A 24,034-nucleotide genomic window follows, 5' to 3' on the forward strand; every position below is an offset into this window, starting at 1 on the left:
CACGCACGCCTACGTGGCCCGGACCGAGGAGCGCGCCACGGTCCGGGCCCCTCCGACACACCTCACGGAGTGACCATGGATGACGAGATCCAGCTGATCAGGGACGGCGATGGCCTAGCGGTCATTGGGGCGGAAACGATGGTCGACCGCTTTCTCGTCTCCGAGGGCCTGCCCTCACAGGCCCTGCGACCGCGCCCGTTCCGCTCCGCCCTCGGCGACGCGGCCGGAGCCGCGCAGGTGGCTTCCGACATCGCCGCCGGCTCGGGCCGCTGGGTGAAACTGACCAAGGAGTCCGCGCGGCGCATCGACAAGTACGGACTCAGGGAAAGCGCCACGACGGGTCTCAGCACAGGCGTGCTGAAGGGGCCCAAGGGTCAGATCAAGGGATTCGTCGAGTTCGCGAAGGGGCAGGGGCCCCTCCGAGGCAACCCGGCGCGGATGGCCAACGTCGCGGCGGTCATGGCACAGCTCGCGATGCAGCAGGCCATGGACGAGATCACCGAATATCTCGCCACGATCGACGAGAAGCTCGACGACGTGCTCCGCGCCCAGGAGGACGCCGAACTGGCGAAGATGATCGGAGCGGAGCTCGTGATCACGGATGCCATGACCATCCGGGACGAGGTGGGCCGGGTCTCCGACATCACGTGGTCGAAGGTGCAGGCCACGCCGGAGACGATTGCGACGACTCAGATGTACGCGCTCCGCCGGCTCGACGCGCTCGCGGAGAAGATGGAACACAAGGCCAAGATCGGTGAGCTCGCCTCGGCGGTCGAGGAGGCCGAGTCCAAGGGCATGCAGTGGCTCGCCGTCCTGGCACGTTGCTTTCAGCTCCAGGACGCGATAGCCGTGCTCGAACTCGACCGGGTGCTGGACACGGATCCGGAGGAACTGGACCGGCATCGCGAGGGGATCCGGATCGCCCGGCGGAATCGGCTGGAGCTCATCTCGCGGAGTACCGAGCGTCTGGTGGCCCGGATGAACGTGGCCGCCGACGAGGCCAATGCGAAGGTGCTGCTGCACCCGGCCAAGTCCCCGGCCGTGGTCCGGTCGAGCAACCAGGTCGTGGCGGGCGTCCACGACTTCCATGGGCGGCTCGGGATCGAGTCGGGTCGCCAGTCGTCGGAGACGAGACGATGGACGGTTGCGGCGGCGGAGGTGCGGGACAAGGCGCTTGAGACAGGCGCCAAGGGGGTTGGTGCCGCCAGAAGCCTTGGCAACGAGACTATCGACAGGGCCAGTTCGGTCAAGAGCAAGATCGCCGACGGGATCGTCGAGCGAGCGCGCCGTCGGCGTGGGGACGGGAACGGCGACGAGAAGGAGCGCGACACGGAAGGCTGAGCGATCAGCGTCGGCCGCCGACCGCGCGGGCTCCCGCCCGACCGCATCAACGACCCTCTTTGCCTCGCACCCTCGACCGCGATCCGCCTCGAAAGAGCCCCGCCCGTCCCGGACGGGTCCGCACCTCAGGAGTCTTCTGGCATGATCCCGCCCAAGCCCACCGACGAGCCCACCTTCCCCGCCGCTCCTGTCGCCGCGCCCGCCAGAGGCCGGCTGTCCCGGCGCGCCGCCGTGCTGCTCGCCGTCTGGACGGTCGTGGTCGCCGGGGTGTCCTCCGCCGTCACCGTCGCCATCGTGGGCAACGGCGGCGCCGAAGTCACCGGCACCGCCGCACCGACATCCAGCCCCTCCATATGGCAGGACACGCGCACGTACCCCGACGACGCCGCGCAGGGCCCGGAGGAACTGGCCAGCCCGTCTCCCACCGCCAAGAGCTACGCCATGGGGGAGAAGGCCAAGAGCAGTGGCGCGACCGTCGTGGTCAAGAAGGTTCGCGAGTCCGCGACGGTGACCATCAACGACCACGACTCCGAGACGACGAAGACCCTCAAGGCAGGCGCGGAGGCGAAGTACGTCATCGTGGAAACCACCGTCTACAACGACGGGACCGAGTCCTTCGACCCTGCGTGTGCCGATGGGATCTCGCAGGGGCTCATCGACGCCGAGGGCCGGAATTTCGATCCCATCGAGAACCAGTACCAGGTCAAGGGCAACGAGAAGGCGTGTAGCGGTGAGGAAGTACAGCCGGGGTTCAAACGTGACGCGGTGTTCGTCTACAAGGTCCCTGCTGACGCGCGCGCCGTCCAGTGGGCGTTCTCCGGTTCCGAGGGTCGGGTCCAGGACGACCTGGCCATCGTGACGATCACCGGCACCAGCTCCAGCTGACCATCCGTTCTCCCGCGCCCTGACCCACCGCCCGCCCGGAGCCGCGCCATGACGCCGTACGCCAACGAGGAAGACACCCGCAAAGTCCAGACGGCCGTCCTCGGGCGCGCCGACTCCGACGACCCCGTCTTCCTTCCGTACGACCACGACGAGTTCGACCTCTTCATGCGGGGCCGTTCCCGCGACGACTTCTACTGTGGCACCCTCCTCGGCGGCTGTGGCAAGAAGCTCAGCGCCAAGCGCTACACCGAGAAGAAGTGCCACTTCGCGCACCGCCCACCCGTCCACTGCCGCCGTACCGCGAACGGCGAGTCCAGCGCCGACCACCTCTACATCGGCCAGGCCCTGACCCACTGGCTCGCCGGACAGAACCGGCGGAATGCCAAGGCGTCGTACCGCACCGTCGAGGACAGGCCGGGCGGGACCGTGGACTTCCGGCTGTCCGGCGGGCGGCAGCTGATCCGCGTACAGATGGCCCGGCTGGGTCTGCACCCGTGGCGGCAGGAGGCGGAGAGCCTCGCCCGGGGCGCCGACCACGTCGAATGGCTCTTCGGACCGGACAACATGCTGGCCTACGACCGGGTGGAATCCCACGGGTACGCGATCCGCGTCGAATGCCGGACAGTCGGAGTCACGCGCGAGGTGCGGATCGGTACGCAGCTGCCCGGCAACACCGTCGAATGGACAACGTTGGAGGAGTGCGTCCTCACCCGCCAGGGGATCGTCACCCCCAGCCTGGTGTCAACGCCACAGGGAATCGTGCCGCGAGGATCGACTGGAGCCATTGCTTCCGCCGCTTCCGTCACGCCGCCGATCGCTTTCCGGCTGGCCGACGACACCGTGGCCTTCACCGGAGCCATGGCCAGGACCGACATGAAGTCGCCGACCGGCACACCGGGCAGCGTCTACGACGCCGACATCCAGCCTCTCGGCTCGGCAGTGGCCCGGGCACGGATCGTCCTTCCTCACGCCTCGACGACGCCCAACCCGTCGAGGGTGTACGTCCTCCGGGAGCGCGTGACCCTGACCCCCGTCGACGCCACAACGACGGACACGCCCGCGTGGCTTCTCACCGCCGCCCAGACGCGACGTCTGGACGCTCGGGAAGCGGCGGCCTGGAGCGAGCTCAGACCGCCCCAGCCGGCACCGGCGCCAGCCAAGCCCCTTCCGGTCGAGCCGCCGACCGCGCCTCCGGGCCCACGCCTCGACGACCGTGAGATCGTGGCGTCCTTCCGGGAGACGTTGGAGCGGACCGCCCGCGCACAGGGCCGGATCACCTGGGCCCAGCTTGCGGGGAAGGCGAAGGCAAACCCCGAACTGTTCACCTCGGAGCACCGGCGCAGGCTTCTCATCGCGCTCGACTTCCCTCGCGCCGAGGATAAACCGGTCCTTTCCTCGCTCCTCAGCTCGGACAATGGTGACGTCCCGTCCTTCTTTGCCGCTGTCCTCACCGGTCTGGGCTGGGCGCCGGGCCTCCCGGGGAATCAGGTCCGCCACATCAACGAGACGGAACGACGACGCACCTACGAGTTCTTCGGGGCCAGCCCCGTCACTGCCCCTCCGACGCCGCCCGCCTCCCCGGCATCCCCCCGGCCCCAGCCCAGGGAGCTGGTGAGCCGACCACGGGCGGCCGAAACCCAACCGGCCCCGGCGGCCGGTCTTCCGACCCTCCAGCTCGTGCTCGCCCTACGCGAACATCTCAAGGCGCGAGCGAGGAACGGAGCCGACGACATCACCTGGCGGGAGCTCTCGGCCAACACGGGATTCGACTTCGGCGCCCTGTCGGACGAGCGGCGGACCAACCTCCTCTTCCGTGTGGACGAGCCCCTCAGGGGCCACGACCTCATGTACGCCGCCCTCGTCGTGACGGACGCAGGTAAGCCGCTGCCGTACTTCCTCGAGATCCTCAGGAGTCATGGGCGTCCGGTTCCCGGGCTCCAGAGCGAGGCCCATCAGGCCAGGCAACTGGAGGTCGACCGCATCCGTGACGCGTACACGAGTGGCGCGAACCGGTCGAGGGCAACGCAGACGGCGTCACCCGCTGCGGCCCCGGCACCCGCCCCCATCGGGAGCCCTGTCGACACCTCCGTCGCGGCCGCCCTCGGAACACTCACGGGGCTGCGCTGGCGATTCGACCACGCCCGGGAGGCCGGCGACCTCGCCGAGGCCAAGCGCGCCTGGCAGGCGGCAGGCAAGCTGTACGGTACGAAGCTGCCTCGGGCGGAGCAGGCCGAGCAGTATCCCCACCTGCGCGCCATGAGCGAGTGGGTGCGGGGGCGTGAGAACGAGATCGTCCAGGCGGATCTCCGGCGGATGTTCGATGATCTCGGGCGGCGGCAGGAGCCCAGTGAGGCCGAGGCCCTTCGGGAGAGCATGTCGCGCGCGAAGGAGCTCAAGCGGAAGCACCACGGCAAGCTCCCACAGGACCTCCAGGACGTGTACCGCGCCTGTGGGGAACGACTCGCCGCGCTGCTCGCCGTGCCGTCCGGTGGCGACGCGAAGGGACCGCAGACGGAGGACGCGTCATCCCGGCCGGACGAGGCCAAGCTCGCCGAACTCGCGGCCGTCGTCCGCTCCCTCCTGGAGAACACCGCACGGAACGGGGCCACCCTCACGTGGTCCGCGATCCGTCACCGGCTGAGCGGGGAACTTCCTCACCTGCACCCCGACGACCAGGGGCAGGTGCTCGTACTCGCCGACGCGAACACCCCGGCAGACGAGCCGCTCCTCTCCGCCCTGGTCACCACGAACAACGGGGATCTCCACCCGCTGTACCGGCACGTGGCCTTCTCGCTCGGCCGGGAGACAGTCTCAGGTCCGGACGAGCTTCACGCACGGTGGCAGATGGATGTCCTTCGGCTCTACGGCATCTGGAAGCACCGCTGACTTACTGGGGGCGGAATGTGAGAAATTCCGAAAGTCGGAGGCTCGCACTTTCGTCATTCCCTGAGTAGTCTGGATGACGAAGAAGACAGGGGATGGATGGAGAGAGGGAGGTCACCCATGGCCGCGGCCACGTTCCATGCCAGCGTGCGCGACAAGGGGCAGCTGACGTTGCCCGCAGGGGTGCGCGAGGCGCTGGGAGTCTCCCCAGGTGACGAGCTTGAGTTCGCGATCAACGACGCGGGTGTCGTCGAGGTTCACGGACTGAGGAAGATCCGCACCGACCAGGCATGGTTCTGGACGGAGCGGTGGCAGGCCGGTGAGCGCGAGGCGAGCGAGGACATCGCGGCCGGACGCACGACCCGCCACGAGGACGTGGACGAGATGTTCGCGCACCTCGGCAAGGAGAACTGACCCCGACCCCTGGGAGGCCTGATTGCCGACTTTCGAGACGACCGCTCGCTTCGACCGCGACTTCAAGAAGCTCCTTCCGGAGGAGCGGGCGCGGTTCCAGGAGACCATTCGGGACAAGTTCGTACCGGATGTGACCAGCGGACGGTTTCGGCCCGGCCTCCGGGTCAAGCCGGTCCAGGGAGTGCCCCTCCCTGCCGGCGCGCGTCCCGTCATGGAGATGACCTGGGCGCCCGATGGGCGTGCCACCTGGCAGTACGCGGACGAGGTCCGCGAGGGTGAGCCGCACATCGTCTGGCGCCGGGTCGGCGGACACGAGATCTTCGATCCCGGTCCTGCCTGAGGGACGGAGGGGCGTCGGGCGGCGGATGTCGGCCGACGCCCCTCGTGTGGTCCCCGGGCTCACAGCCCCGGCAAGTGAGGTGGGCTGTGCACCGTCGGCCGAAACGTGCATCGCACGGCAGAATGGGCCCGTGAGCGACGAAGACGTGGACCTGGCCGACCTTCTGGGCACCCGGGAATCCGCATGGCTGGAGTTCAAGCGCACGCCCAAGCGCGAGGGCAGGCGCGGGGACGCCATCGCCAACGCGGTGTGCGCCATGGCCAACGACCTGTGCGGTCGTGGTGGCGGTGACATCCTCGTGGGGGTGGACGACAAGGGCATGCCCGTTGACGACGTCGATGTGAGCGATCAGGCACTGCTCCAGCTCACCGAGATCCGGGACTCCGGCCTCATCCTCGATCGGCCTTCCCTTACCGTCGAGCGGGCAGTCTACCGGGGCAAGCCCGTGGTACGGCTTCACGTGGCCGCGTCCGCGACCCCGCCCGTACGGTTCGACGGCGTCATCTGGGTCCGCCCGGGCCCCACCACGCGGAAGGCCAACCGCGAGGACGAGCGGGTACTCACGGAGCGCCGCCGGGCCAAGGACCTTCCCTTCGACACGCGCCCTCTGGAGCTGGCTCGCGTCGACGACCTGGATCTGGACGTCTTCCGGCACTCCTACCTGCCGTCGATGGTCGCCCCGGACGTCATCGAGGAGAACGGCCGCCCCATCGACCTTCAACTCTCCTCGCTCCACCTCGCGACCCCTGCCGGCGTGCCGACCACACTCGGTGTGCTCACCGTCGGGCTTGACCCCACCAGCCACGTACCAGGGGCGTACGTCCAGTTCGTTCGCTATCAGGGCGCGGACCTCGACGCCCCGATCGCTGACGAGCAGGAGCTCCGGGAGAACCTGGTGGGGTTGTCGGCGCGCCTGGAACCCCTTTTGCGTAGCAACCTCCGTACCCGGCTCGTGGAGGACGGCTTCCGGGAGACCTCGCGCCCGGACTACCCGTTGGAGGCGCTGCGCGAGCTCTGTATGAATGCCCTCATGCACCGCAACTACGAGACGTCCTACGCGCCGACCCGGATCGTGTGGTTCGACGACCGGATCGAGATCACCAACCCCGGCGGACCTTTCGGGCAGGTGCGGGACGACAACTTCGACCGCGTCACCGACTACCGCAACCCGTCCCTGGCCGCCGCGTTGAAGGGCCTCGGGTACGTGAACCGGTTCGGCCGCGGTATCGGCCGGGTGAGAAGGGCGCTGGAGGACAACGGTAATCCGCCCGCCGAGTTCCAGGTGGACGATTCGTCGTGGGTCGTCGTGATCAGGAGGGCCGCATGACGTCGATCGCGCTGTTCAACAACAAGGGAGGTGTGGGAAAGACCACCCTCACCTACCACCTGGCCCACATGATCCGGCGTCTCGGCCTTAGCGTTCTGGCCGTCGATCTGGACCCCCAGGCCAACCTGACCTCCATGTGTCTGGACGAGACGGAGATCGAGGACCTGTGGGAGAACCCCTCCGAACTCATCAACCAGGGTGCGGCGAAGGCGGGACTTCCCGGCACAGGGCGGGTGCGTAGCGGACAGACCATCGCCGACGCCGTCCGTCCCATCCTCGAAGGGACGGGCGACATCGCGGCCGTCGAGCCTGTCGAGCTCCAGCCGGGGCTCTGGCTGTTGCCGGGAAGCCTCGACCTCAGTCGTTTCGAGGACAAGCTGTCCAACGAGTGGTCCCGCGCTTACGCGGGTGACATCGCGGCGATCCGTACGTCCACGGCGTTCCACCGGATCATCGAGCTGGCCACCCGGACCGTCGGGGCGGACGTCGTGCTCATCGACGTCGGCCCCAACCTGGGGGCCATCAACCGCGCCGCCCTGATCTCGGCCGACACGGTGCTGATGCCGCTGGCCGCCGATCTGTTCTCGCTCAAGGGCCTCAGCAACCTGGGGCCGACGCTGCGCCAGTGGCGTGCCGACTGGCAACAGCTCGTCCTGCCCAGGGTGCCCGCGAACATCTCCGCGCCCCGGGCGGAGATGCGTCCGCTCGGGTACGTCATCATGCAGCCGGAAATGCGCCTGGACCGGCCGGTCAAGGCGTACGAGCGATGGCTCAAGCGGATTCCGTGGGTCTACTCCTCAGCCATCCTCGACGAGGCGGAACCCACCCGCGAGGACGACCAGCACCGCATCGCGACCATGCGTAACTACCGGAGCCTGATGCCTCTGGCGCACGACGCCCGGAAGCCCATGTTCGACCTGAAGCCGGCCGACGGCGCCCTGGGGAGCACCCAGCAGTACGTGAAGACCTGCTTCAAGGAGTTCCAGGCGCTGTCCCGCGGGGTACTGGCGAGGATCGGCGAGCCTCTGGAGGAGGCTCACCCGACGGCGCCGGCGGACAGGCGCTGACACCCCGTCGCGAACGGTACGAACCGCGTCCACTCCTCGCGGTCGACCGCGAAAGGCTGGCGCTCCCCTTGACACCGCGACCGCAGGAACAGGCGCGGCTCGGACCCTTTCCGACGCGAACCTCGCCGACCGGAACCAGGCGTACCCGACCGGCGCTCGGACCCGTCGGAGTGTCGGCGCCGTTAGCCTGTCGACATGACGGAGCGTGTCGTTTCCGGCCGCGCGGACGGCCTGATCACCGTGGACGCCGCCGACGCGCTGTGGGTCGGGCTGACGGCCGGCGGCGCCGTGCCGACGGCTTCCGGGGCGTTCACCCGCTCGCCCGCCCGTGCCCGGACGGGGTACGTCCTGCTCGGGAGCCGCGTGGTCGCGACGGCCAGGGTGGGCGGCGGTCGGTGGGGCGTCGCGGAGCGCGAGGTGCGCCGGGCGGCCGCGGAACTGAACGCGGTGGTCATGGACCGGCGGGACCTGGTCCGCGTCGGTCCGTTCCGCGGGGCGCCGGAGCCGGAGCTCGACGAGGAGACGCCGCTGCGCTGGCGGTGGCGCGTCGCCGGGGAACTGGGGGAGCCGGGCGGCCCCGGATGCGGGACACGACACGAGGCCGGCCGGCCGTGTCATCTGACGGGGATCGACTGGCGACAGCTACTCGTGGAGCACACCCCCGACGCGACCCGGAGGACGTGGTGGCTGCCGCGCGGGGCGGTGAGGCTCCTCGACGCGGCCGAGCACGCCGAGACGCGGTGGCTGCGAGCCGCGCGGACCCGCGAGACGGGCGCCGCCGCGACCGAGCCGCCCTCCCGCCCCCGGCGGGCCAGGGACGCCGACGGGCGGCGAGCGACGAGCCCCGAGGGCCCCGCCGCCTCACCGCGCCCGTACGGTAAGGAATTCGAAGGCCAGTTGTACTCGGTGCTCAGCAGGAAGCCTGGCATCGCCAGGAAGGTGGCCGAGTGGGTGTGCGCCGTCTGCGGCGGCGCGCCCGCCGCAGTGCTCGACCACTGCCACGAGCACGGCTACGTCCGCGCCCCCGTCTGCCAGTCCTGCAACACGCGGGAACGCCCCGATCATCTGTACGCCAACGACGTCCGCGTTGCGAACCGCTACACCCGCCTCTTCCGCACCGACGTCGACGACTGGCTTCGCCACTGGCACCGCTGCACCGGCTGTCGCGCGCGCATCACCCTGCCGCTGCCGCACCTCGCCGCGTGGACCGCTTTCATAGCCTGCCGGTCACTGCGCCCGACCCACCGGGCCCCGGGCGGACGTCAGCCCTGCGGCACCCTGCGCGTGTCCTGGGCGGGTAGTCAGAACGCGCCCCGGTCCTGCCTGTTCAGGGTCATGGTCGATTTCTGTCCCGCCGGCGAGCATCGTGTCCTGGCGCGGGTCCCCTACCGTGAGGCCGCCGAGCGGTTCCGTGGCTGGCTCGCCGAGACGGCCCCCGCCGTGGCTGCCGCGTCCGGCCCCGACCGCCTGGACGGCCTCCCTGCCCAGCCCCGGCCGGTCGTCGTGGACCCCGGCGGCGAGGGCCTGGGACTGTTCTGAGCCGAAGAGCCGCCCGCCGCGTACGGCGACGGGCGGCTCCCGCGTAACACCGGGCGGGCGTGCGGCTCAGTCCTCCGCCGCGTACCGCACGAACCGCGTCCAGCCCTCGCGGCCGACCGCGAACGGTCGGCGCTCCACGTCCTTGGAGTCCCGGATATGGACGGCCCGCGGGGTGACGGCGACCTCGACGCAGCAAGGCGGGTTCCAGCGTGACGCCGGGACGGCTCGTCAGAGTCCGCAGGAGCGACAGCCCGCACTGCGTGGCGAGTTGCGCCGTGGTGAGGGACTTCTTGAAGCCGGCCCGGTCCGAGCCGGTCCTCGGTAGGACGGTCCAGCCATGAGGCGCAGGCGGCCCCTTCCGGCGGGCACGGCCTCGATGCCTGCGCGGCGGCGGCCGTGCAGATTGGCCAGGAGGGCGGGCATCTCGGGAACCACCGACGGCTGGTGGAGGACCAGATCCCGCTCACCGTTGTCCCGGCGGGTGTCGTGCAGAGTGAGTTGAGGGCGACCGGGCAGGACGAGACGCCATTCCACGGCGGTCCCGTCCTCCGTAGATCCGGAGCAGGTGGCCCCGTGGCGCGTTGCGCGGGTGCCTGACCGCCGCAGGGTCAGCTGGTCCGTAAGCCTCATGACGGTTGAGCTTCTCCTCAAGAGGTGGGGCCGTGCGGCCGTCTGACTGTCACTCATGCCGCCCGGATCCGCGATCGTACACAAGTTCACATGGAGTATGGCAGGTAATATTTGTTGACGACGTCAACCTATCTGCGTCACTCTAGGGCTCTCTGGTGCGGACTTCGCCATCGCACCCGCCGCCTCCCGTGCATGGAGCCACACCGTGAGCGACCAGCCCCACCCCTCCCTCCGTGACCTCGTCCTCCAGCGCCTGGCCGCCGCCGGCCTGGAGCCGGAGACGGCGGATCTGCTGCGCGACCTCTTCCCCGGGACTCAGGCCGGAAGCTCCTCCCGAACCGGTCCTCTCTTCCTCCGCTCCATCACGGCCGCCGGGTGGCGAGGCATCGGCCCGGAGACCGCGCTCGGCCTCACCCCCGCACCGGGCCTCACCGTGGTCGCCGGACGCAACGGCTCCGGTAAGTCCAGCTTCGCCGAGGCCGCCGAGATGGCACTGACGGGCGACAACTTCCGCTGGCAGGACCGTACTCAGGTCTGGCGGCAGGGATGGCGGAATCTGCACGATCCGACGGCTCCCCGCGTGGAGGTGGAGTGCCGTCGCGACGGGGCCGACACACCCGTCACCGTCCGCAGGAGCTGGCACGGCGACGGGCTGGGCGACGCGCGGGTGGCGGTCCACCGGCCAGGACTGCCCGACGGAGAGCTGGGCGAGATCGTCGGTGCGGAGGAGCTCGCGCTGTACCGGCCGTTCCTCTCGTACAGCGAACTCGGCGCCGTGATCAACGGCCCCATGACCGCCCTCCATGACGGACTCGCCCAGATCCTCGGCCTGGAGCAGCTCTCCGAGGCCTACAAGGAGGCGGGAGCCCGCCTCAAGGCGATCAAGGACGGCGAGAAGAAGGTCACCGACCTGGCAGCCACGGTCCTCACCGAACTGCGGGGCTCCGGCGACCCGAGGGCCGTCGCGGCCGCAGAGGTTCTCTCCGCACGCCGCCCGGACCGCGAACGCGTTCGCACCCTCCTCGCCGCACGGCCCGAAGGCGACACCGCCGAACTCGAAAGGCTGCGCGGGCTCTCCACCCTCGAAGGGCCTGATCTGAGCGACATCAGCGGTGCCGTGACGCGGCTGCGGGAAGCCGTGGCCCGGGCCGATGACGCGCGGTCCGGCTCCGCCGAGGACGCCCGCCGTCTCTCCGACCTCCTGGAGCGGGCGCTCGACCACCGGCGGCGGGCGCGGACCGCCGACTGCCCCGTCTGCGACACGCCCGGACTGCTCGACGACGACTGGGCGGTGCGCGCCCGGGAGCAGGTCGAACGGCTCCAGCACGAAGCCGCGGAAGCGCAGTCCGCGCGTGACGACCTGCGCGGCGCCATCCGCGCCGTCCACGATCTCGTCCAGCCCGTCCCCGTATGGCTCCGGCCGGAGGACTCGCCGCTCGCCGCCCTCTGGCGGGAATGGGCCCTGTGCCGGAGCGTGACCGACCCCCGCCCGCTGGCGGATCAGGTCGAGCGCCTTTCGGCCGCCCTCGCCGAGGCCTGCCGGCAGGAGAGCGAGCAGGCGGCCCGCCTGCTCGCTGATCAGGACGCCGGCTGGCAGCCGCTCGGGGTGCGCCTCGTCGAATGGCTGGCCGCCGCCGACCGGGCCGCCGAGGCCGCATCGCTCGGCAAGCGGCTCAAGGACGCGCAGACCTGGCTCAAGAAGGTCACCGACGAACTCCGCGAGGAGCGGCTGCGCCCGTTCGCCGACCAGTCGCAGACCATCTGGAAGCTGCTCTGCGAGCGCAGCAGCGTCACGCTCGGCTCGATCGGCCTCACGGGGACGGCCAACCAGCGCAAGGTGAAGCTCGACGTGTCCGTGGACGCCATGGACGCGCCCGCCTTCGGCGTGATGAGCCAGGGCGAACTGCACTCGCTCGCCCTCTCGCTGTTCCTCCCTCGCGCCACCCACCCCGACAGCCCCTTCGGGTTCCTGGTGATCGACGACCCGGTGCAGTCCATGGACCCGGAGAAGGTCGAGGGGCTCGCGCGGGTCCTCCACGCCTGTGCCCAGCGCCGCCAGGTGATCGTCTTCACTCACGACACCCGCCTCCAGCAGGCCATCCGCCACCTGCGCATCCCTGCGACGATCATGCAGGTCTCCCGGCAGACCGACTCCGTCGTCAAGGTCACCCGCACCGACGACCCGGTCTCCCTCGCGCTGAGCGAGGCCCGGGCCGTCGCCAAGGACCCGAACGTGCCGCAGGACGTCGCCGACCGGGTCCTACCCCAGATGTGCCGTGGCGCCCTGGAGGCCGCCTGCCTGGAACCCGCACGGCGCCGCCTGCGGGCCGAAGGCCACGGCCACGCCGATGTCGAGGCCAGGATCGGCAAGGCACACAAGCTCACCGAACTCGCCGCGCTCGCCTTCTACGACAGCACCATGGAGCCCGCCCAGGTCCTCGCCGCCGTCGCCCAGGACCACGGTCCCTGGGCCCGCGCACTCATCGAGCGGTGCAACGCCGGCGCCCACCAGCTCCTCACCCCGATCGGCGACCGCATGGACCTGGTCCGGGACACCGAGCGCCTTGCGAAGGCGGTGCGCGGCCGATGACCCGTACCCCCGACGACCTGGCCGCGGCCGCCCGCCATCTGCTGCTCCCTCCCTCCGGCGTCATCCACACCCTCGCGCCGGGACTCCGCGCCCGAGCCGCCGCCGCCCTGCTCCGGCTGGCCCTGGACGAGGCCATGGACGGATTCTGGCGGCAAGTCAGCCCCGCCATGGCGCACAGCCGTGGCCGTACCAAGGCGCTCTGTCTGGAGTGGTACGCCCCGTGCTCCGTGGCCCGTCAGTGGCACGCCGTGTGGTCCGCGCTCAGCGAGGCCTGCCACCACCACACCTACGAACTCCCGCCCACCCCGGGCGAGGTCAGGGCTTGGCACGACGACGTCGTCGAACTGCTCGCCGCCCTCCGTCAAGGACCCGAGCGGACCGAAGCCTGACCGGTGCACCGAAAGGACCACGGCATGGACACACGCCGCTACCGCATGGTCGTCACCAGCGGCCTCGACTACGTCAGTACCGGCGCGCAGGTCGACGCCCGACTCCGGGACTGGCTGCGTGAACCGCCCAAGAACTACGACATCCAGGCGTTCGCGGAGGGGCGCAACGAGATAGCCCGGGGAGTCACTCTCGACCACGACTCGGCGACCGGCACCGGCGGGGCGTACGGGCGCTGGCGCCTCCGGGAGACCGCCCCGGACGGTACCTGGCAGACGACCCTGGTGATCAGGCAGACGGAGAGCCGGCCGACCCGCGTACAGCTGGACGTAGAGCACCTTCCCGACGATCCGGACACGTTGCCGACGCCCGCAAAGACCCCCCGCCTCGCGGCAAGCCTGCTGGACGTTCTCCATGCCCACGACGGGCTCGCGGATGTGACCCGGATGCCACAGGTCGTCGAGGCGGCCGACATCGACTCCGTCATCGACGAGCTGTGCGACGCGGAGCGCCGTCTGCCGATCGTCATGGCCACCGCCCCGAACGGGGCCGACTTCGACGTCTGGCTGGAGCAGATCCTGGACCCGCTGGTCCGTCCCCTGGCCGGCCTCGCCATCCTCTACGCCCTCGCGCCCGGGGCGGACAACCGCTTCAACCGGCTCATGGAGTACCACCGGGTGTACGGCGGTGGCATCCGGACCTTCCTTCCCGGTGTGGATCCGGCCTGGGCGGCCGACGGCCAGCGCCACCGCGTCATGTCGCACCGGGTCGTCGCCGAGAACCCGGCCCGGGCCCGCCGCCTGCTCGCCCAGCTTCCCCAGGGCCTCGCCACCCGGGCGCCACTGCCGCCCGAGCTGGACGCGGTACCCGTATTGCGCGCGCGTACCAAGGAGAGCTCGGGCAGCTCCGAGCTGGAGCGGCTGAGGGACGAGAACCAAGCCCTCTTCGAGATCCTCGAGGAAGCCGGGCGCGAGCAGCGGGTACGAGCCGACGAGATCAGGGACCTGAAGAACGAACTCCAGCGCGCCAGGAGCGACGAGATCACGCTGATCGCCGAGTACGACGAGCAGTACCGGGAACTGCACGAGACCCGGGTCCGGCTCGTCACCGTGCAGAAGCGCCTGCTCGCCCTCGGCGCCGCCGAAGCCGCGTACGCCCCGGACGACGGCGGTCCCGCTGTCCCCAAGTCCTTCGCGGAGATCCTGGAACGGATCGAGGAGATGCCTCGCGTGCACTTCACCGGAGCCAGGAAGATCACCCTGGAACTGGACGACCAGGCGTACGGTTCCTCCTGGGTTCGCATGGCCTGGGACGCTTTGCTGGCGCTTCGGGACTACGCCGACGTCTCGGTCGACGCCCTCGCCGACGGCGCGGCCTTCCGTGACTTCAAGCAGTGGTGCGAGGACGCTCCGGGCGGCAGGCACGCGATATCGCCCCGCAAGGTCGTGCGCGACGAGTCCAGGACGGTGAAGACGAACACCGTCTGGCGCAAGGAACGGACCTTCCCCGTCCCGGAACACGTGGATCCCGCCCGCCGGCTGTTCATGGGCGCGCACGTGAGGATCGGCGGCGGCAACACCGTCGCTCCACGCCTGCACTACCACGACGCGGCCCGCGCCGAGCACGGGATCTTCATCGGATACATCGGGCCGCACCTCACCAACACCCTCACCTGAGGTGCGGAGCGGGACTAAGGTCCTTCTCGGCACCGGCCTTCGGGCATATGCCGTTCCCGTGTCCACGGACTCATGGGAACGAGGAACGTACGTGAACCAGGAGTGCGCGTGAACGAGGACAGCGGCAACCCCGCCGAGTACCCGGAGTTCCGGCTGCGGCTGCCCGGCGGGGACGGCATCGGGCGGGCGGTCGGCGTCCTCCTCGACGCCGTCGGCACCAACGGGAGCCGCAAGTTCCTGGTCCGGGCCGGTTCGCCGGCCAGGGAGCACGTCATGCCGTCGTTCCCCAAGCACTTCAGCGGCACCTTCAGGCGGCGCGAGGAGCTGAGAGCCACCGGGGCCCTCGCGCCGTCCGACCGCTGGCCCGGCTGGCTGGAGCTGACCGCTGACGTCGAGTGCGGATCGCCGTCCGCCGCCGCCGAGATACTCGTCGGCGCCCCGCGCAACGGCTGGGAGGAGTGGCGCACCGAGGCGGGCACACCGCTGTCCGACTTCATGGAGGGCGTGCGTGCCGGGCCCAACCGGGCCTGGCTCGTGCGCGGTTCGAACGTGGCGGGCAGTGACCTCGTCCACCGGCTGTGGCTCCCCGAGGGCAGGGTCACGCTGTCGGCCTCACGGCTGCGCCAGGGAGTGGCGCAGGGGGCGAGCAAGGAGCGGCTGAGAGCGTTCGTCGAGGAGGACTACGGGACGACGGCGACCTACAACCAGAAGCTGGAGCTCGTCGACGAGCTGTACGCGTTCCTCTCCTGGATGAAGCCGGGCGACACGGTGTGTGGCATCTCCGGGGGCCGCCTGTACGTCGGTGAGATCACCGGAACGGTCGAGCAGACCGCCTCCGAAGGCGGCCGTTCCAACCTGCGCCGCCCCGTCGACTGGCAGAGCAGCGGGTACGCCTACGACGAGCTTCCCGAGGAACTCCAGCAGAAGCTCTCGGCGCAGCACGACGTCGTCGACCTCACCTCCGTGCAGGCCCTCATCGACGGACTCGGCCGTACCGACGAGGAGCTCGCCGACGAGGCCGTGTCCCGGGAACGCGACCCGAGCGAGACGGTCCCGGCCCTCGCGGCCCGGCGTGAGCTGGAGCTTCCCGAGCCGGGCCAGGCCCTCGCCGACGAACTGCTCGTCCACGACGTGGAGTGGCTGCGCGAGGTGAAGGACCTCCTCTGGGACGAACGGCAGCTGGTGCTGTACGGCCCGCCGGGCACGGGCAAGACCCACCTGGCCCTCAAACTCGCCGAGTTCCTCGGAGGCGGACCCGAACGGGTCAAGCTGGTGCAGTTCCACCCCTCGTACGCGTACGAGGACTTCTTCGAAGGGTTCCGCCCGAAGGAGGACCCCGACACCCGGGAGGTCGCCTTCCGGCTGACGGCGGGCCCGCTGCGGGAGCTCGCCGACCTCGCCTCCCGCGAGGGAAACCGCCACATCCCGCACTTCCTGATCATCGACGAGATCAACCGTGCGAATCTGGCCAAGGTCTTCGGAGAGCTCTACTTCCTCCTGGAGTACCGGAACAAGTCGGTCCGCCTGACTTACTCGGGCGACGACTTCGCCCTCCCGTCCAATCTCTTCGTCATCGGGACGATGAACACCGCCGACCGCTCCATCGCCCTCGTCGACGCGGCCATGCGACGGCGCTTCGCCTTCGTGGAGCTCTCGCCGCGTACTGAGCCCACCCAGGGGCTGCTGCGCCGCTGGCTCGCCGCCCAGGACCGTGGCCCCGAGCCGGCGGACCTGCTGGACGCGCTCAACTCCCGCATCGACGACCCCGATTTCCGTATCGGCCCCTCGTACCTGATGAAGAAGGCGGTCTACCGGGAAGGCGGCCTTGACCGCACCTGGCGCACCAAGATCCTTCCGCTCCTGGAGGAGCATCACTACGGAGAGGGAATCGACATCGCCAAGACCTACGGTCTCGAATCCCTTCGCGCGACCATCGCACCGGCTGCCGGCCCGGGTGAGCCCGACGCGTGACCGGCATCCAGCTCGTCGAACACGCCCCGCACACCACCCATGACCTGCCGGCGGCCATCGGCCGGGCACTCGCCGCCTCCCGGATCGTGGACGCGGCGCCCGACCCGTACCGGACCGGGGGATGGCGGCTGCGCGCGGGGAGCAAGGTCGGAGCCTTCGTGGTCAGGGCCCCGGGGGAGGACCCCGTCACCCTGAGAGTCACCCCGAAGGTGCCGATCGCCCATCTGTTCTTCCTCCTGGGGTACGCCCTGAACCCGCGGATCCACCAAGAGGGCACGGTGGAGGTGTCGGCGCACACGGAACTGGTTCCCTTCTTCGCCCAGACCTACGAGAGGGCGCAGGAGCGCGCCCTGAGGCAAGGAGTGCTGCAGGGGTACCGGCACACGGAAGAGGCGTCCCCTGTCCTTCGCGGTCGGCTCAGGGAGACCGACCAGGTGCGCCGTCACCACGGACGGCTCTTTCCCCTGGAAGTGGCCTATGACGAGTACACCACAGACATACCCGAGAACCGGCTGCTGCGGGCGGCGACCGAGCGGCTGCTGAGCCTGCCCCGCGTCCCGGCCGGAGTACGGCGGTCCCTCCAGCACCAACGGGCTCGGCTCATCGACGCCGAGCCCCTGCTGCGCGGCGCCGCTCCGCCCCGGTGGCGGCCGAGCCGCCTGAACCTCCGCTACCAGCCCGCGCTGCGGCTGGCGGAGACCGTCCTGCGCCGCGAGTCGCCCGAACACCTGCCGGGTGACGTCACCGTCGACGGATTCCTGCTCGACATGAACAAACTCTTCGAGGACTTCGTCTGCGTGGCCCTGCGTGAGGCCCTCACAGCGCATGGCGGACACTGCGCGCTCCAGGCCAAGGGAGTGCATCTCGACGCGGACGGGACCATCCGCATGAGGCCGGATCTCCTCCGGTACGGGGACGACGGCCGCCCGCTGAACGTGGCCGACGCCAAGTACAAGGCGCAGAAGCCCGATGGTTTTCCCGACGCCGACCTCTACCAGATGCTCGCCTACTGCACAGCGCTGGGTCTTCCCGAGGGACACCTGATCTACGCCAGGGGCGGCGCCCTTCACGCCTCCCACCGTGTCCGGAACGCGGGGATTGTCATCCACCAGCACGTCCTGGACCTGGAAGGGCCGCCGACGGAACTGCTCGGGGCGGTCCGGGACCTCGCCCGCCTGATGGCCAGGGGCGCGGAACCCGCATCCCCCTAAGATCGTTTCGGTCGCGCCGCACGCCACGAGGTAAGGAGCCCACCGTGCCCCAGCTCGCCTTCGCGAACAGCTTCTGGGAGAGCTACGACGTGCTGGAGAAGCCCGTCAAAGCCGGAGTGCGCAAGGCGATGGCCAAGTTCCAGCAGCTCACTGTCGCGGAACTGCACGCCGACAAGGGGCTTCACCTGGAGTCGGTGGACAAGGCGCGCGATCCACGGATGAGGACCATCCGGATCAACGACTTCTGGCGGGGAGTGGTCCTCGCCCCGGACGACGGCAGCGACGTCTTCCTCCTCGTCAACGTCGTGCCGCACGACGACGCCTACAGCTGGGCGGCCAAGCGGCTCTACACGGTCAACACCGCCACCCGCGGCCTGGAGGTCCGCAACGTCGTCGCCATCGAGCAACTGACGCCGGCCCTGGAGCGGGCGGCGGCTGCGGCCCCCGTCCTGCTCTTCGCCTCCCACTCGGACACCGTGCTGCGGGAACTCGGTATCGATGCCCAGGTGTTGCGTGCCGTGCGCACGATCACGGATCAGGCACAGCTGGACGCGTTCGGCACCCTGCTTCCCGAGGACCAGTTCGAAGTCCTCCAGTTCCTCGCGGAGGGTTTCAGCCCGGAAGAGGTCTACCGCGACGTCGTCACCGCACGGCGGCCCGCCGAAGTTCCTGAGAACCCCGCGGACGACCTCGCGTCGGCGATCCTCCGCACCAGAGGCCGCATTACGCTCGTAACCGGGCCGGACGAGCTGGCCGAGATCCTGGAGAAGCCCTTCGCCGCTTGGCGGATCTTCCTCCACCCTTCCCAGCGGCGCGTCGCCTACCGCGTGTCCTACGGCGGACCGGCCCAGGTGACCGGAGGCCCGGGCACAGGCAAGACCGTTGTCGCCCTGCATCGTGTCAAGCACCTGCTGTCCCGCTCCGAGGACAGCCGGGTCCTGCTCACCACGTACACCAACGCGCTCGCGGCGAGCCTGCGCGAGAATCTCGCGCTGCTGCTCGACGGCGATGAGGCGCAGCTTGGCAGGGTCGACGTGACGACGGTGAACGCCTACGCGCATCGAGTCCTTCATGCAGCCGGCGGCCGGACGCCGTCCCTCGTCGGAGACCGTGAGGAGCGGCAGGTCTGGCAGCGGGTCGGCAAACGTCTCGGCCTTCCGTGGCCGGAGCGGTTCCTCGCCCAGGAATATCGCCACGTCGTACTCGCCCAGGACATCGGCACGCTCGACGCCTACCGGGGCGCGGCGCGCAAAGGACGCGGCTCGGCGCTGCCCGTAGCCCAGCGAGAGCGGGTCTGGGAGGCGATCGAACTCTTCCGGTCCGAACTCTTCGCCCGAGGCGGCCGCACCCACCTCGAAGTCTGCGCCGAGGCGGCACGGCTACTGGCGGCGCGACACGCCTCGGACGGTCATGACTACCACCACGTGGTCGTCGACGAGGCGCAGGACCTGCATCCGGCCCAGTGGCGTGTACTGAGGGCCGCTGTACGGCGCGGACCCGATGACCTCTTCATCACCGGTGACCCCCATCAGCGGATCTACGACTCCCGGGTCAGCCTGAGCTCACTGGGGATCGGGGTGACAGGCCGGAGCAGTCGGCTGAGGGTCAACTACCGCAGCACGGAGGAGATCCTGAGCTGGTCCACCGGCATCCTGAACGACGTGGCTGTCGAGGATCTCGGCGGGGACGGTGTGGACACCCTCCTCGGCTACCGTTCCCTCCTCCGTGGAGGCCGGCCTCATGTCATAGGACACGCCACCGAACAGGCTGAGGCGGACGCGATCGTCGAGCGGATCGAGGAGTGGATCGGCCAGGGCATGCGTGCCGAGGAGATCGGGGTGTGTGCCCGGTTCCACCTGCTCCTGGACAAGGTGTACGACAGGCTCGCGGCTCGGGGCATTCCCGTGGTCCGGGTCAAGGAGGCGCCGGGGGCGGGAGCGGCAGGAGTGCGCCTTGCGACGATGCACGCGATGAAAGGGCTGGAGTTCCGGGGCGTCGGTGTACTCGGCGTCTCCGACGGCGCGCTTCCCTTCGCCCGCGAGGTCACCGCGGCGGCGACGGACAGACTGCAGCACGCGACCGATCTGCTGCGCGAGCGGTGCCTGCTCTTCGTTGCCTGCACACGGGCCCGAGAAGCGCTGCACGTGTCCTGGAGCGGAAAGCCCAGCCCGTTCGTTCCCCTGGCCGCCGAACTCACCTGACCGGTCGGCCTGTCACTCGCCTGAGTCGCCCGCATGGGGGACGAGGGCGCCGCTGGTCAGTCCGTCCCTGGCCAGAGAGGCCGTCCTCTGCCCCAGTTCCGCCAGCTTCGTCACGCGCTCCTCGAACTCCTGGAGTGTGCGGAAGACCGCTCCGTAGCGACGCTGGTCGGCGACCGCCATCTGCGGGATGCGTGCCGCTCGCGCGTCCACCCGATGCGTACCGCTGGCGCTGGTCGAGCGACGGACATTTGACACGCTCTGAAGAAAGCCGCGCAGGTAGTCCGTATCGAGTTGAGGACTCGTCGAATGGGGACCGCTGGCATCCGTCTCGATCAGACCCGCCCGGGACAGTTCAGCGAGGCTGACCGTGGCCGTGTCCAGAGAGTCCTCTCCTGCCCCCTCTCGCAGAGCGGGCAGGAGGGCACCCAGCGCATGGAGTTGCTGCTCGATCTGTTCGCGCAGGGACTGGTACTCCGCTCGGAAGTCATGGGCGGAACGGTGGACGTGATGGCCCGGAGTGAGATCGACGGTCTCGTCGAGAAGGTCGATGAGGGGGACGTCGACGATCTGGTCACCGATGGGTTCCAGTGGTCCGTCCGGCTCGTTGCCCGTCAGGTCGATCATGCGCACGTGCGACGGAGCCGCGTCGTCCGGCTTTGGGCGGCGGAGGGTCCAGAGCAGTACGGGGACGGAGTGCGAGGAGGCGACTCCGCCAGGCAGTGCGACGACCTGGACGAGGATTCCCCGCCGCACGAGCTCTGCCCGGATCCGGCGCCCCGCCTTGCGGTAGGCCGTGGAGGCCGGCATGACGATCACCGTGCGACCCCCGGGGGCGGTGTGGGCGTAGCAGTGTTGGAGCCAGGCCAGTTCCCCCTCGGCCTTGGAGGGCGTACCGAGCTCCCAACGCGCGTCGAGGAGCAGCTCCTCACGCCCCCAGTCGGGGCCGGAGGCAGGCGGTTCGCAGACGACGAGATCGGCGCGGAGCGAGGGCCAGGCATCCGCCCGCAGTGAGTCACCCGCTTGGATCACCGCATCGGTTCGGCCGGTCAACTCGGCTCGAAGGCCGGCGAATCGCGCTGCTGCGGGGTTGATCTCCTGCCCGCGAACGACCGTACCGTCGGCGTCTCCCACGGCCATGAGAAGGACCCCGATACCGCAGGCTGGGTCGAAGACGGTAGCGCCATCAGTGACCCGGCCCGCGAAGTGGACAACCGCCCGGGTGACCCGTGCGGAGGACACCTGGTCAGAGCCTCTGCGGCGGGCCGAGTCCTGGAAGCGCTCGACAAGTCCGTCGACCGCGTGGGCCGTGGAGGCGTTCTTTGCCAACGAGGTGACGAGCGCGGCTGCCGCGGAATCGAGACCGGACGGATTTCCCGTCGAGAGGAACTCGGCGACCGAAGCCAGGCCGCCGATCATGTCATCGCCGAACGACGCGCGGAGCGCCTGCCAGAGCCGGACCTCGTCGGAGACGTCGTGGCTCTTCCGCTGGGTTGCCAGCCATGTCCGTACGTCGGCAAGGGAGAACAGCGGCGTGCCCGGACTGCCTCCCGCCGGGGCGGGGAAGTCCGTGTGGCGGCGCCTCCAATTCGACACGGCAGCTCGCGTAACGCCTGCGATGCGTGCGATCTCGGCCCCGGTGATCAAAGGGTCTGCTGCACCCGCTTCATCCCTCATGAGTCAACCGTACACGCCGCTACAGACGCGAGTTAAATAGTGAGCGTTGACGACGTCAACGTATTTTGAGGGGAGTCATCTTCTTCCCTTACGGAGGGCAAGCGAGGGATCGGTCAGACCTTGATCACAGTGACGCGTCCACCGCACAGGGTGATGAGGTCCTCGGGGTCGGACGTGAGGATCGTGGTCGGCCCCGGAGCCGCCAGGGCGGTGGCGGCGAGCATGGCGTCGATGGCGTACTTGTGGCCGTGCAGGCCGGCGTCGGCGAGGAGGGCGGCGGCGTGACGGGCGATCGGTTCGGTGATCGGCTCCACGACGAGACGGGAGAGAGTCCACTCCAGGGCCGGGCGGTTGATGCGGGGGTGGACCACCTCGACGAGGGTGGCCGCCGAGGTGATCACGCGCAGGTCGTCGGCGCGGGCCAGGGCGAGCCAGGTGGTGACCGTGCGGTCGCGCAGGACGGCCTTCGCCAGCCCTTCGCTGTCGAGGACGAGGGTGCCGCCAGGGACCGCGGGGGAGCCGGTCACGCTGCGTTCGCCCCATGCTGGTTCTGCTCGCGACGGGCTTCGGTGAGCTGGTCGCGCAGGGACTGGATCTCGTCGTCGGTGACGGGGCCGTGCTCGGCCTCGGCGACGGTGATGAGTTCGTTGAGGTTGTCGCGTTCGATCTGGCGGGCGACGGCGGCGGCCACGTAGGCGGAAAGGCCGGAGGGGCCGCTGCGGGCCTTGGCGGCTTCGGCGATGTCGCGCGGCATGGTGATCGAGTACTTCCCGGTGGGCTCGCTCATGCTACTTATCCTACCCTTCATCCTCCTGACAGGGCTTTCTTGGCTGGCATGGGACCCACAGGCGGCACGTTGATCTGGAGAGAGGCGGTGGTCGTCATGCGGAGTTCGGCAGGCCAGGTGCGAAATGCACCCGGACGGCGTGGGTCGAGGGTGGTGAAGCCCTGGCGGGGGCCAGCGGCCGGCGATGGAGTGGATGTCAGGGCTCTGGCCGACGAGCTCGGGGCCTCGTTGGTCCGAGCCGTCAGGGAAGCCGCCGCTGACGACTTCGGCCGGGTGAGGAGCGGGCGCGGTGTGACCACCATCAGCTGGTACGCCTTCGCTCTCGAATACTGGAGGTGCGCTGGGGCGGGTTCCCACGAAGATCCGGAACGAGACCAACGACGCCCTCTGTTCCAACACCGGGGGGCTTGACCCCCTGTTCTCGGACACCCGAGGCACTTGGATCCTGATGGCCCAGAAGAACAGATGACCCGTGGTCATGACCCGACGCCGCCACTCACGCCTCGGACAGCGCAGCCCGATCCCTGCGAGGCAGCGTCCGGAACGACATCAGCCACGTTGGCGCCGGCCGCATGACTCGTGTCCAGGATGCAGGGTCAAGGCCCATCCGTGCTTGCCCCTTCCGCCAGGACTCCCGGGCCCGCGCCTGTTCGGTGAGAGCCGTACCGTCAAGTCCACGACAGTCTGGAAGACGGGCGACACGACCGACTGACCCGACCACGCTGTCCGACGGCCTCAGGCACTCACGCCCACGCCCCGGCCCGGTCCGCGGTCTCGCCGGGGACCAGGCCGGCGCATGGCCCGGTTACGCTGCTCGCGGGCGTGTACGGCGTGGGTGCAAAGTCCCAGAGAAGTCCCACGAAGCGTCGCCACGCCTCCTGATGCTGCGCATTGACGCAGGTCGGAAAGATTTCTTCAGCCGTTGCCTGGCGACCTTTCAGATGTCCCGGAAAAGACTCGGCAGCCCTGTGAGCTGCGCGGACTCGCGATGCAAGGTACCTGACCTGGGGAAACAGTCTTTCCCTTCTTTCACCCTCGTACCGCTTGATGCCGCCGAAAGTCCCAGGAAAGTCCCAGAGGGCTCCCCCGCGCGAGCGGCGAACGTGGGGGC

At 69.7% G+C, this 24,034-nt stretch carries 17 protein-coding genes and 1 pseudogene; 14 read left to right on the forward strand and 4 right to left on the reverse strand.

From position 1 onward, the window contains the following. Nucleotides 1–75 precede the first annotated feature (75 nt). The 8 genes from OO47_RS00785 (at nt 76) to OO47_RS00820 (ending at nt 9,796) form a co-directional block, all read left to right on the forward strand. Nucleotides 76–1,341, forward strand: coding sequence for a hypothetical protein (locus tag OO47_RS00785; protein ID WP_030211515.1), 1,266 nt, complete (start codon nt 76–78; stop codon nt 1,339–1,341). Between the two features lie 141 nt (nt 1,342–1,482). Beyond that, nucleotides 1,483–2,226 (forward strand): DUF4352 domain-containing protein, encoded by a 744-nt coding sequence (locus OO47_RS00790; protein ID WP_030211516.1) that lies wholly within the window; start codon nt 1,483–1,485, stop codon nt 2,224–2,226. Between the two features lie 48 nt (nt 2,227–2,274). Beyond that, nucleotides 2,275–5,112 carry a competence protein CoiA family protein gene (locus tag OO47_RS33805; RefSeq protein ID WP_051715780.1) on the forward strand — a complete coding sequence of 946 codons (2,838 nt, stop codon included), beginning with the start codon at nt 2,275–2,277 and terminating at the stop codon, nt 5,110–5,112. A gap of 117 nt (nt 5,113–5,229) precedes the next feature. After that, nucleotides 5,230–5,523, forward strand: a complete 294-nt coding sequence (locus tag OO47_RS00800; protein ID WP_030211520.1) for an AbrB/MazE/SpoVT family DNA-binding domain-containing protein — start codon at nt 5,230–5,232, stop codon at nt 5,521–5,523. A 22-nt stretch (nt 5,524–5,545) separates the two neighbouring features. Beyond that, nucleotides 5,546–5,863, forward strand: coding sequence for a hypothetical protein (locus OO47_RS00805; protein WP_030211522.1), 318 nt, complete (start codon nt 5,546–5,548; stop codon nt 5,861–5,863). Between the two features lie 130 nt (nt 5,864–5,993). Beyond that, the gene (locus tag OO47_RS34535; RefSeq protein WP_030211524.1) at nt 5,994–7,190 is read left to right on the forward strand and encodes an ATP-binding protein; all 1,197 of its coding nucleotides are present in this window, start codon (nt 5,994–5,996) and stop codon (nt 7,188–7,190) included. After that, nucleotides 7,187–8,257 (forward strand): ParA family protein, encoded by a 1,071-nt coding sequence (locus OO47_RS00815; protein ID WP_030211525.1) that lies wholly within the window; start codon nt 7,187–7,189, stop codon nt 8,255–8,257. Before OO47_RS34535 ends, OO47_RS00815 begins: the two co-directional genes overlap by 4 nt. Before the next feature lie 195 nt (nt 8,258–8,452). Beyond that, complete coding sequence (locus tag OO47_RS00820) at nt 8,453–9,796, forward strand: endonuclease domain-containing protein (protein WP_030211527.1); 1,344 nt, start codon at nt 8,453–8,455, stop codon at nt 9,794–9,796. A 66-nt stretch (nt 9,797–9,862) separates the two neighbouring features. Here the strand turns inward: OO47_RS00820 and OO47_RS34540 are convergent. Next, nucleotides 9,863–9,988, reverse strand: a pseudogene (locus OO47_RS34540) (DUF397 domain-containing protein); the annotation flags it as partial. Between the two features lie 643 nt (nt 9,989–10,631). On the opposite strand from OO47_RS34540, the gene OO47_RS00825 reads away from it, so the two are divergent. The 6 genes from OO47_RS00825 to OO47_RS00850 all read left to right on the forward strand — a co-directional run bounded on the left by OO47_RS00825 (nt 10,632) and on the right by OO47_RS00850 (nt 20,462). Beyond that, on the forward strand, nt 10,632–13,016 hold the full coding sequence (locus tag OO47_RS00825; RefSeq protein WP_030211529.1) for an AAA family ATPase: 2,385 nt from the start codon (nt 10,632–10,634) through the stop codon (nt 13,014–13,016). Next, the gene (locus OO47_RS00830) at nt 13,013–13,405 is read left to right on the forward strand and encodes a hypothetical protein (protein ID WP_033207545.1); all 393 of its coding nucleotides are present in this window, start codon (nt 13,013–13,015) and stop codon (nt 13,403–13,405) included. The genes OO47_RS00825 and OO47_RS00830 overlap by 4 nt, the downstream gene beginning before the upstream one ends. 24 nt (nt 13,406–13,429) lie before the next feature. Further along, on the forward strand, nt 13,430–15,079 hold the full coding sequence (locus OO47_RS00835; RefSeq protein WP_051715782.1) for a hypothetical protein: 1,650 nt from the start codon (nt 13,430–13,432) through the stop codon (nt 15,077–15,079). A 108-nt stretch (nt 15,080–15,187) separates the two neighbouring features. After that, on the forward strand, nt 15,188–17,050 hold the full coding sequence (locus OO47_RS00840) for a DUF4357 domain-containing protein (RefSeq protein WP_033207636.1): 1,863 nt from the start codon (nt 15,188–15,190) through the stop codon (nt 17,048–17,050). Then, nucleotides 17,047–18,261, forward strand: coding sequence for an McrC family protein (locus OO47_RS00845; RefSeq protein ID WP_030211537.1), 1,215 nt, complete (start codon nt 17,047–17,049; stop codon nt 18,259–18,261). Before OO47_RS00840 ends, OO47_RS00845 begins: the two co-directional genes overlap by 4 nt. A 44-nt stretch (nt 18,262–18,305) precedes the next feature. Beyond that, nucleotides 18,306–20,462 (forward strand): UvrD-helicase domain-containing protein, encoded by a 2,157-nt coding sequence (locus OO47_RS00850; protein ID WP_030211539.1) that lies wholly within the window; start codon nt 18,306–18,308, stop codon nt 20,460–20,462. Nucleotides 20,463–20,474: 12 nt separating this feature from the next. On the opposite strand, the gene OO47_RS00855 is transcribed toward OO47_RS00850, so the two are convergent. The 3 genes from OO47_RS00855 to OO47_RS00865 form a co-directional block, all read right to left on the reverse strand. Continuing rightward, on the reverse strand, nt 20,475–22,136 hold the full coding sequence (locus OO47_RS00855) for an N-6 DNA methylase (protein WP_030211541.1): 1,662 nt from the start codon (nt 22,134–22,136) through the stop codon (nt 20,475–20,477). Nucleotides 22,137–22,249: 113 nt separating this feature from the next. Beyond that, nucleotides 22,250–22,663, reverse strand: coding sequence for a PIN domain-containing protein (locus OO47_RS00860; protein ID WP_030211543.1), 414 nt, complete (start codon nt 22,661–22,663; stop codon nt 22,250–22,252). Further along, the gene (locus OO47_RS00865) at nt 22,660–22,923 is read right to left on the reverse strand and encodes a hypothetical protein (RefSeq protein ID WP_030211548.1); all 264 of its coding nucleotides are present in this window, start codon (nt 22,921–22,923) and stop codon (nt 22,660–22,662) included. Before OO47_RS00865 ends, OO47_RS00860 begins: the two co-directional genes overlap by 4 nt. Between the last annotated feature and the right edge of the window lie 1,111 nt (nt 22,924–24,034).

Origin of the sequence: Streptomyces bikiniensis (genome assembly GCF_000716625.1) — a bacterium.
In the GTDB taxonomy this organism is placed as follows: domain Bacteria; phylum Actinomycetota; class Actinomycetes; order Streptomycetales; family Streptomycetaceae; genus Streptomyces; species Streptomyces bikiniensis.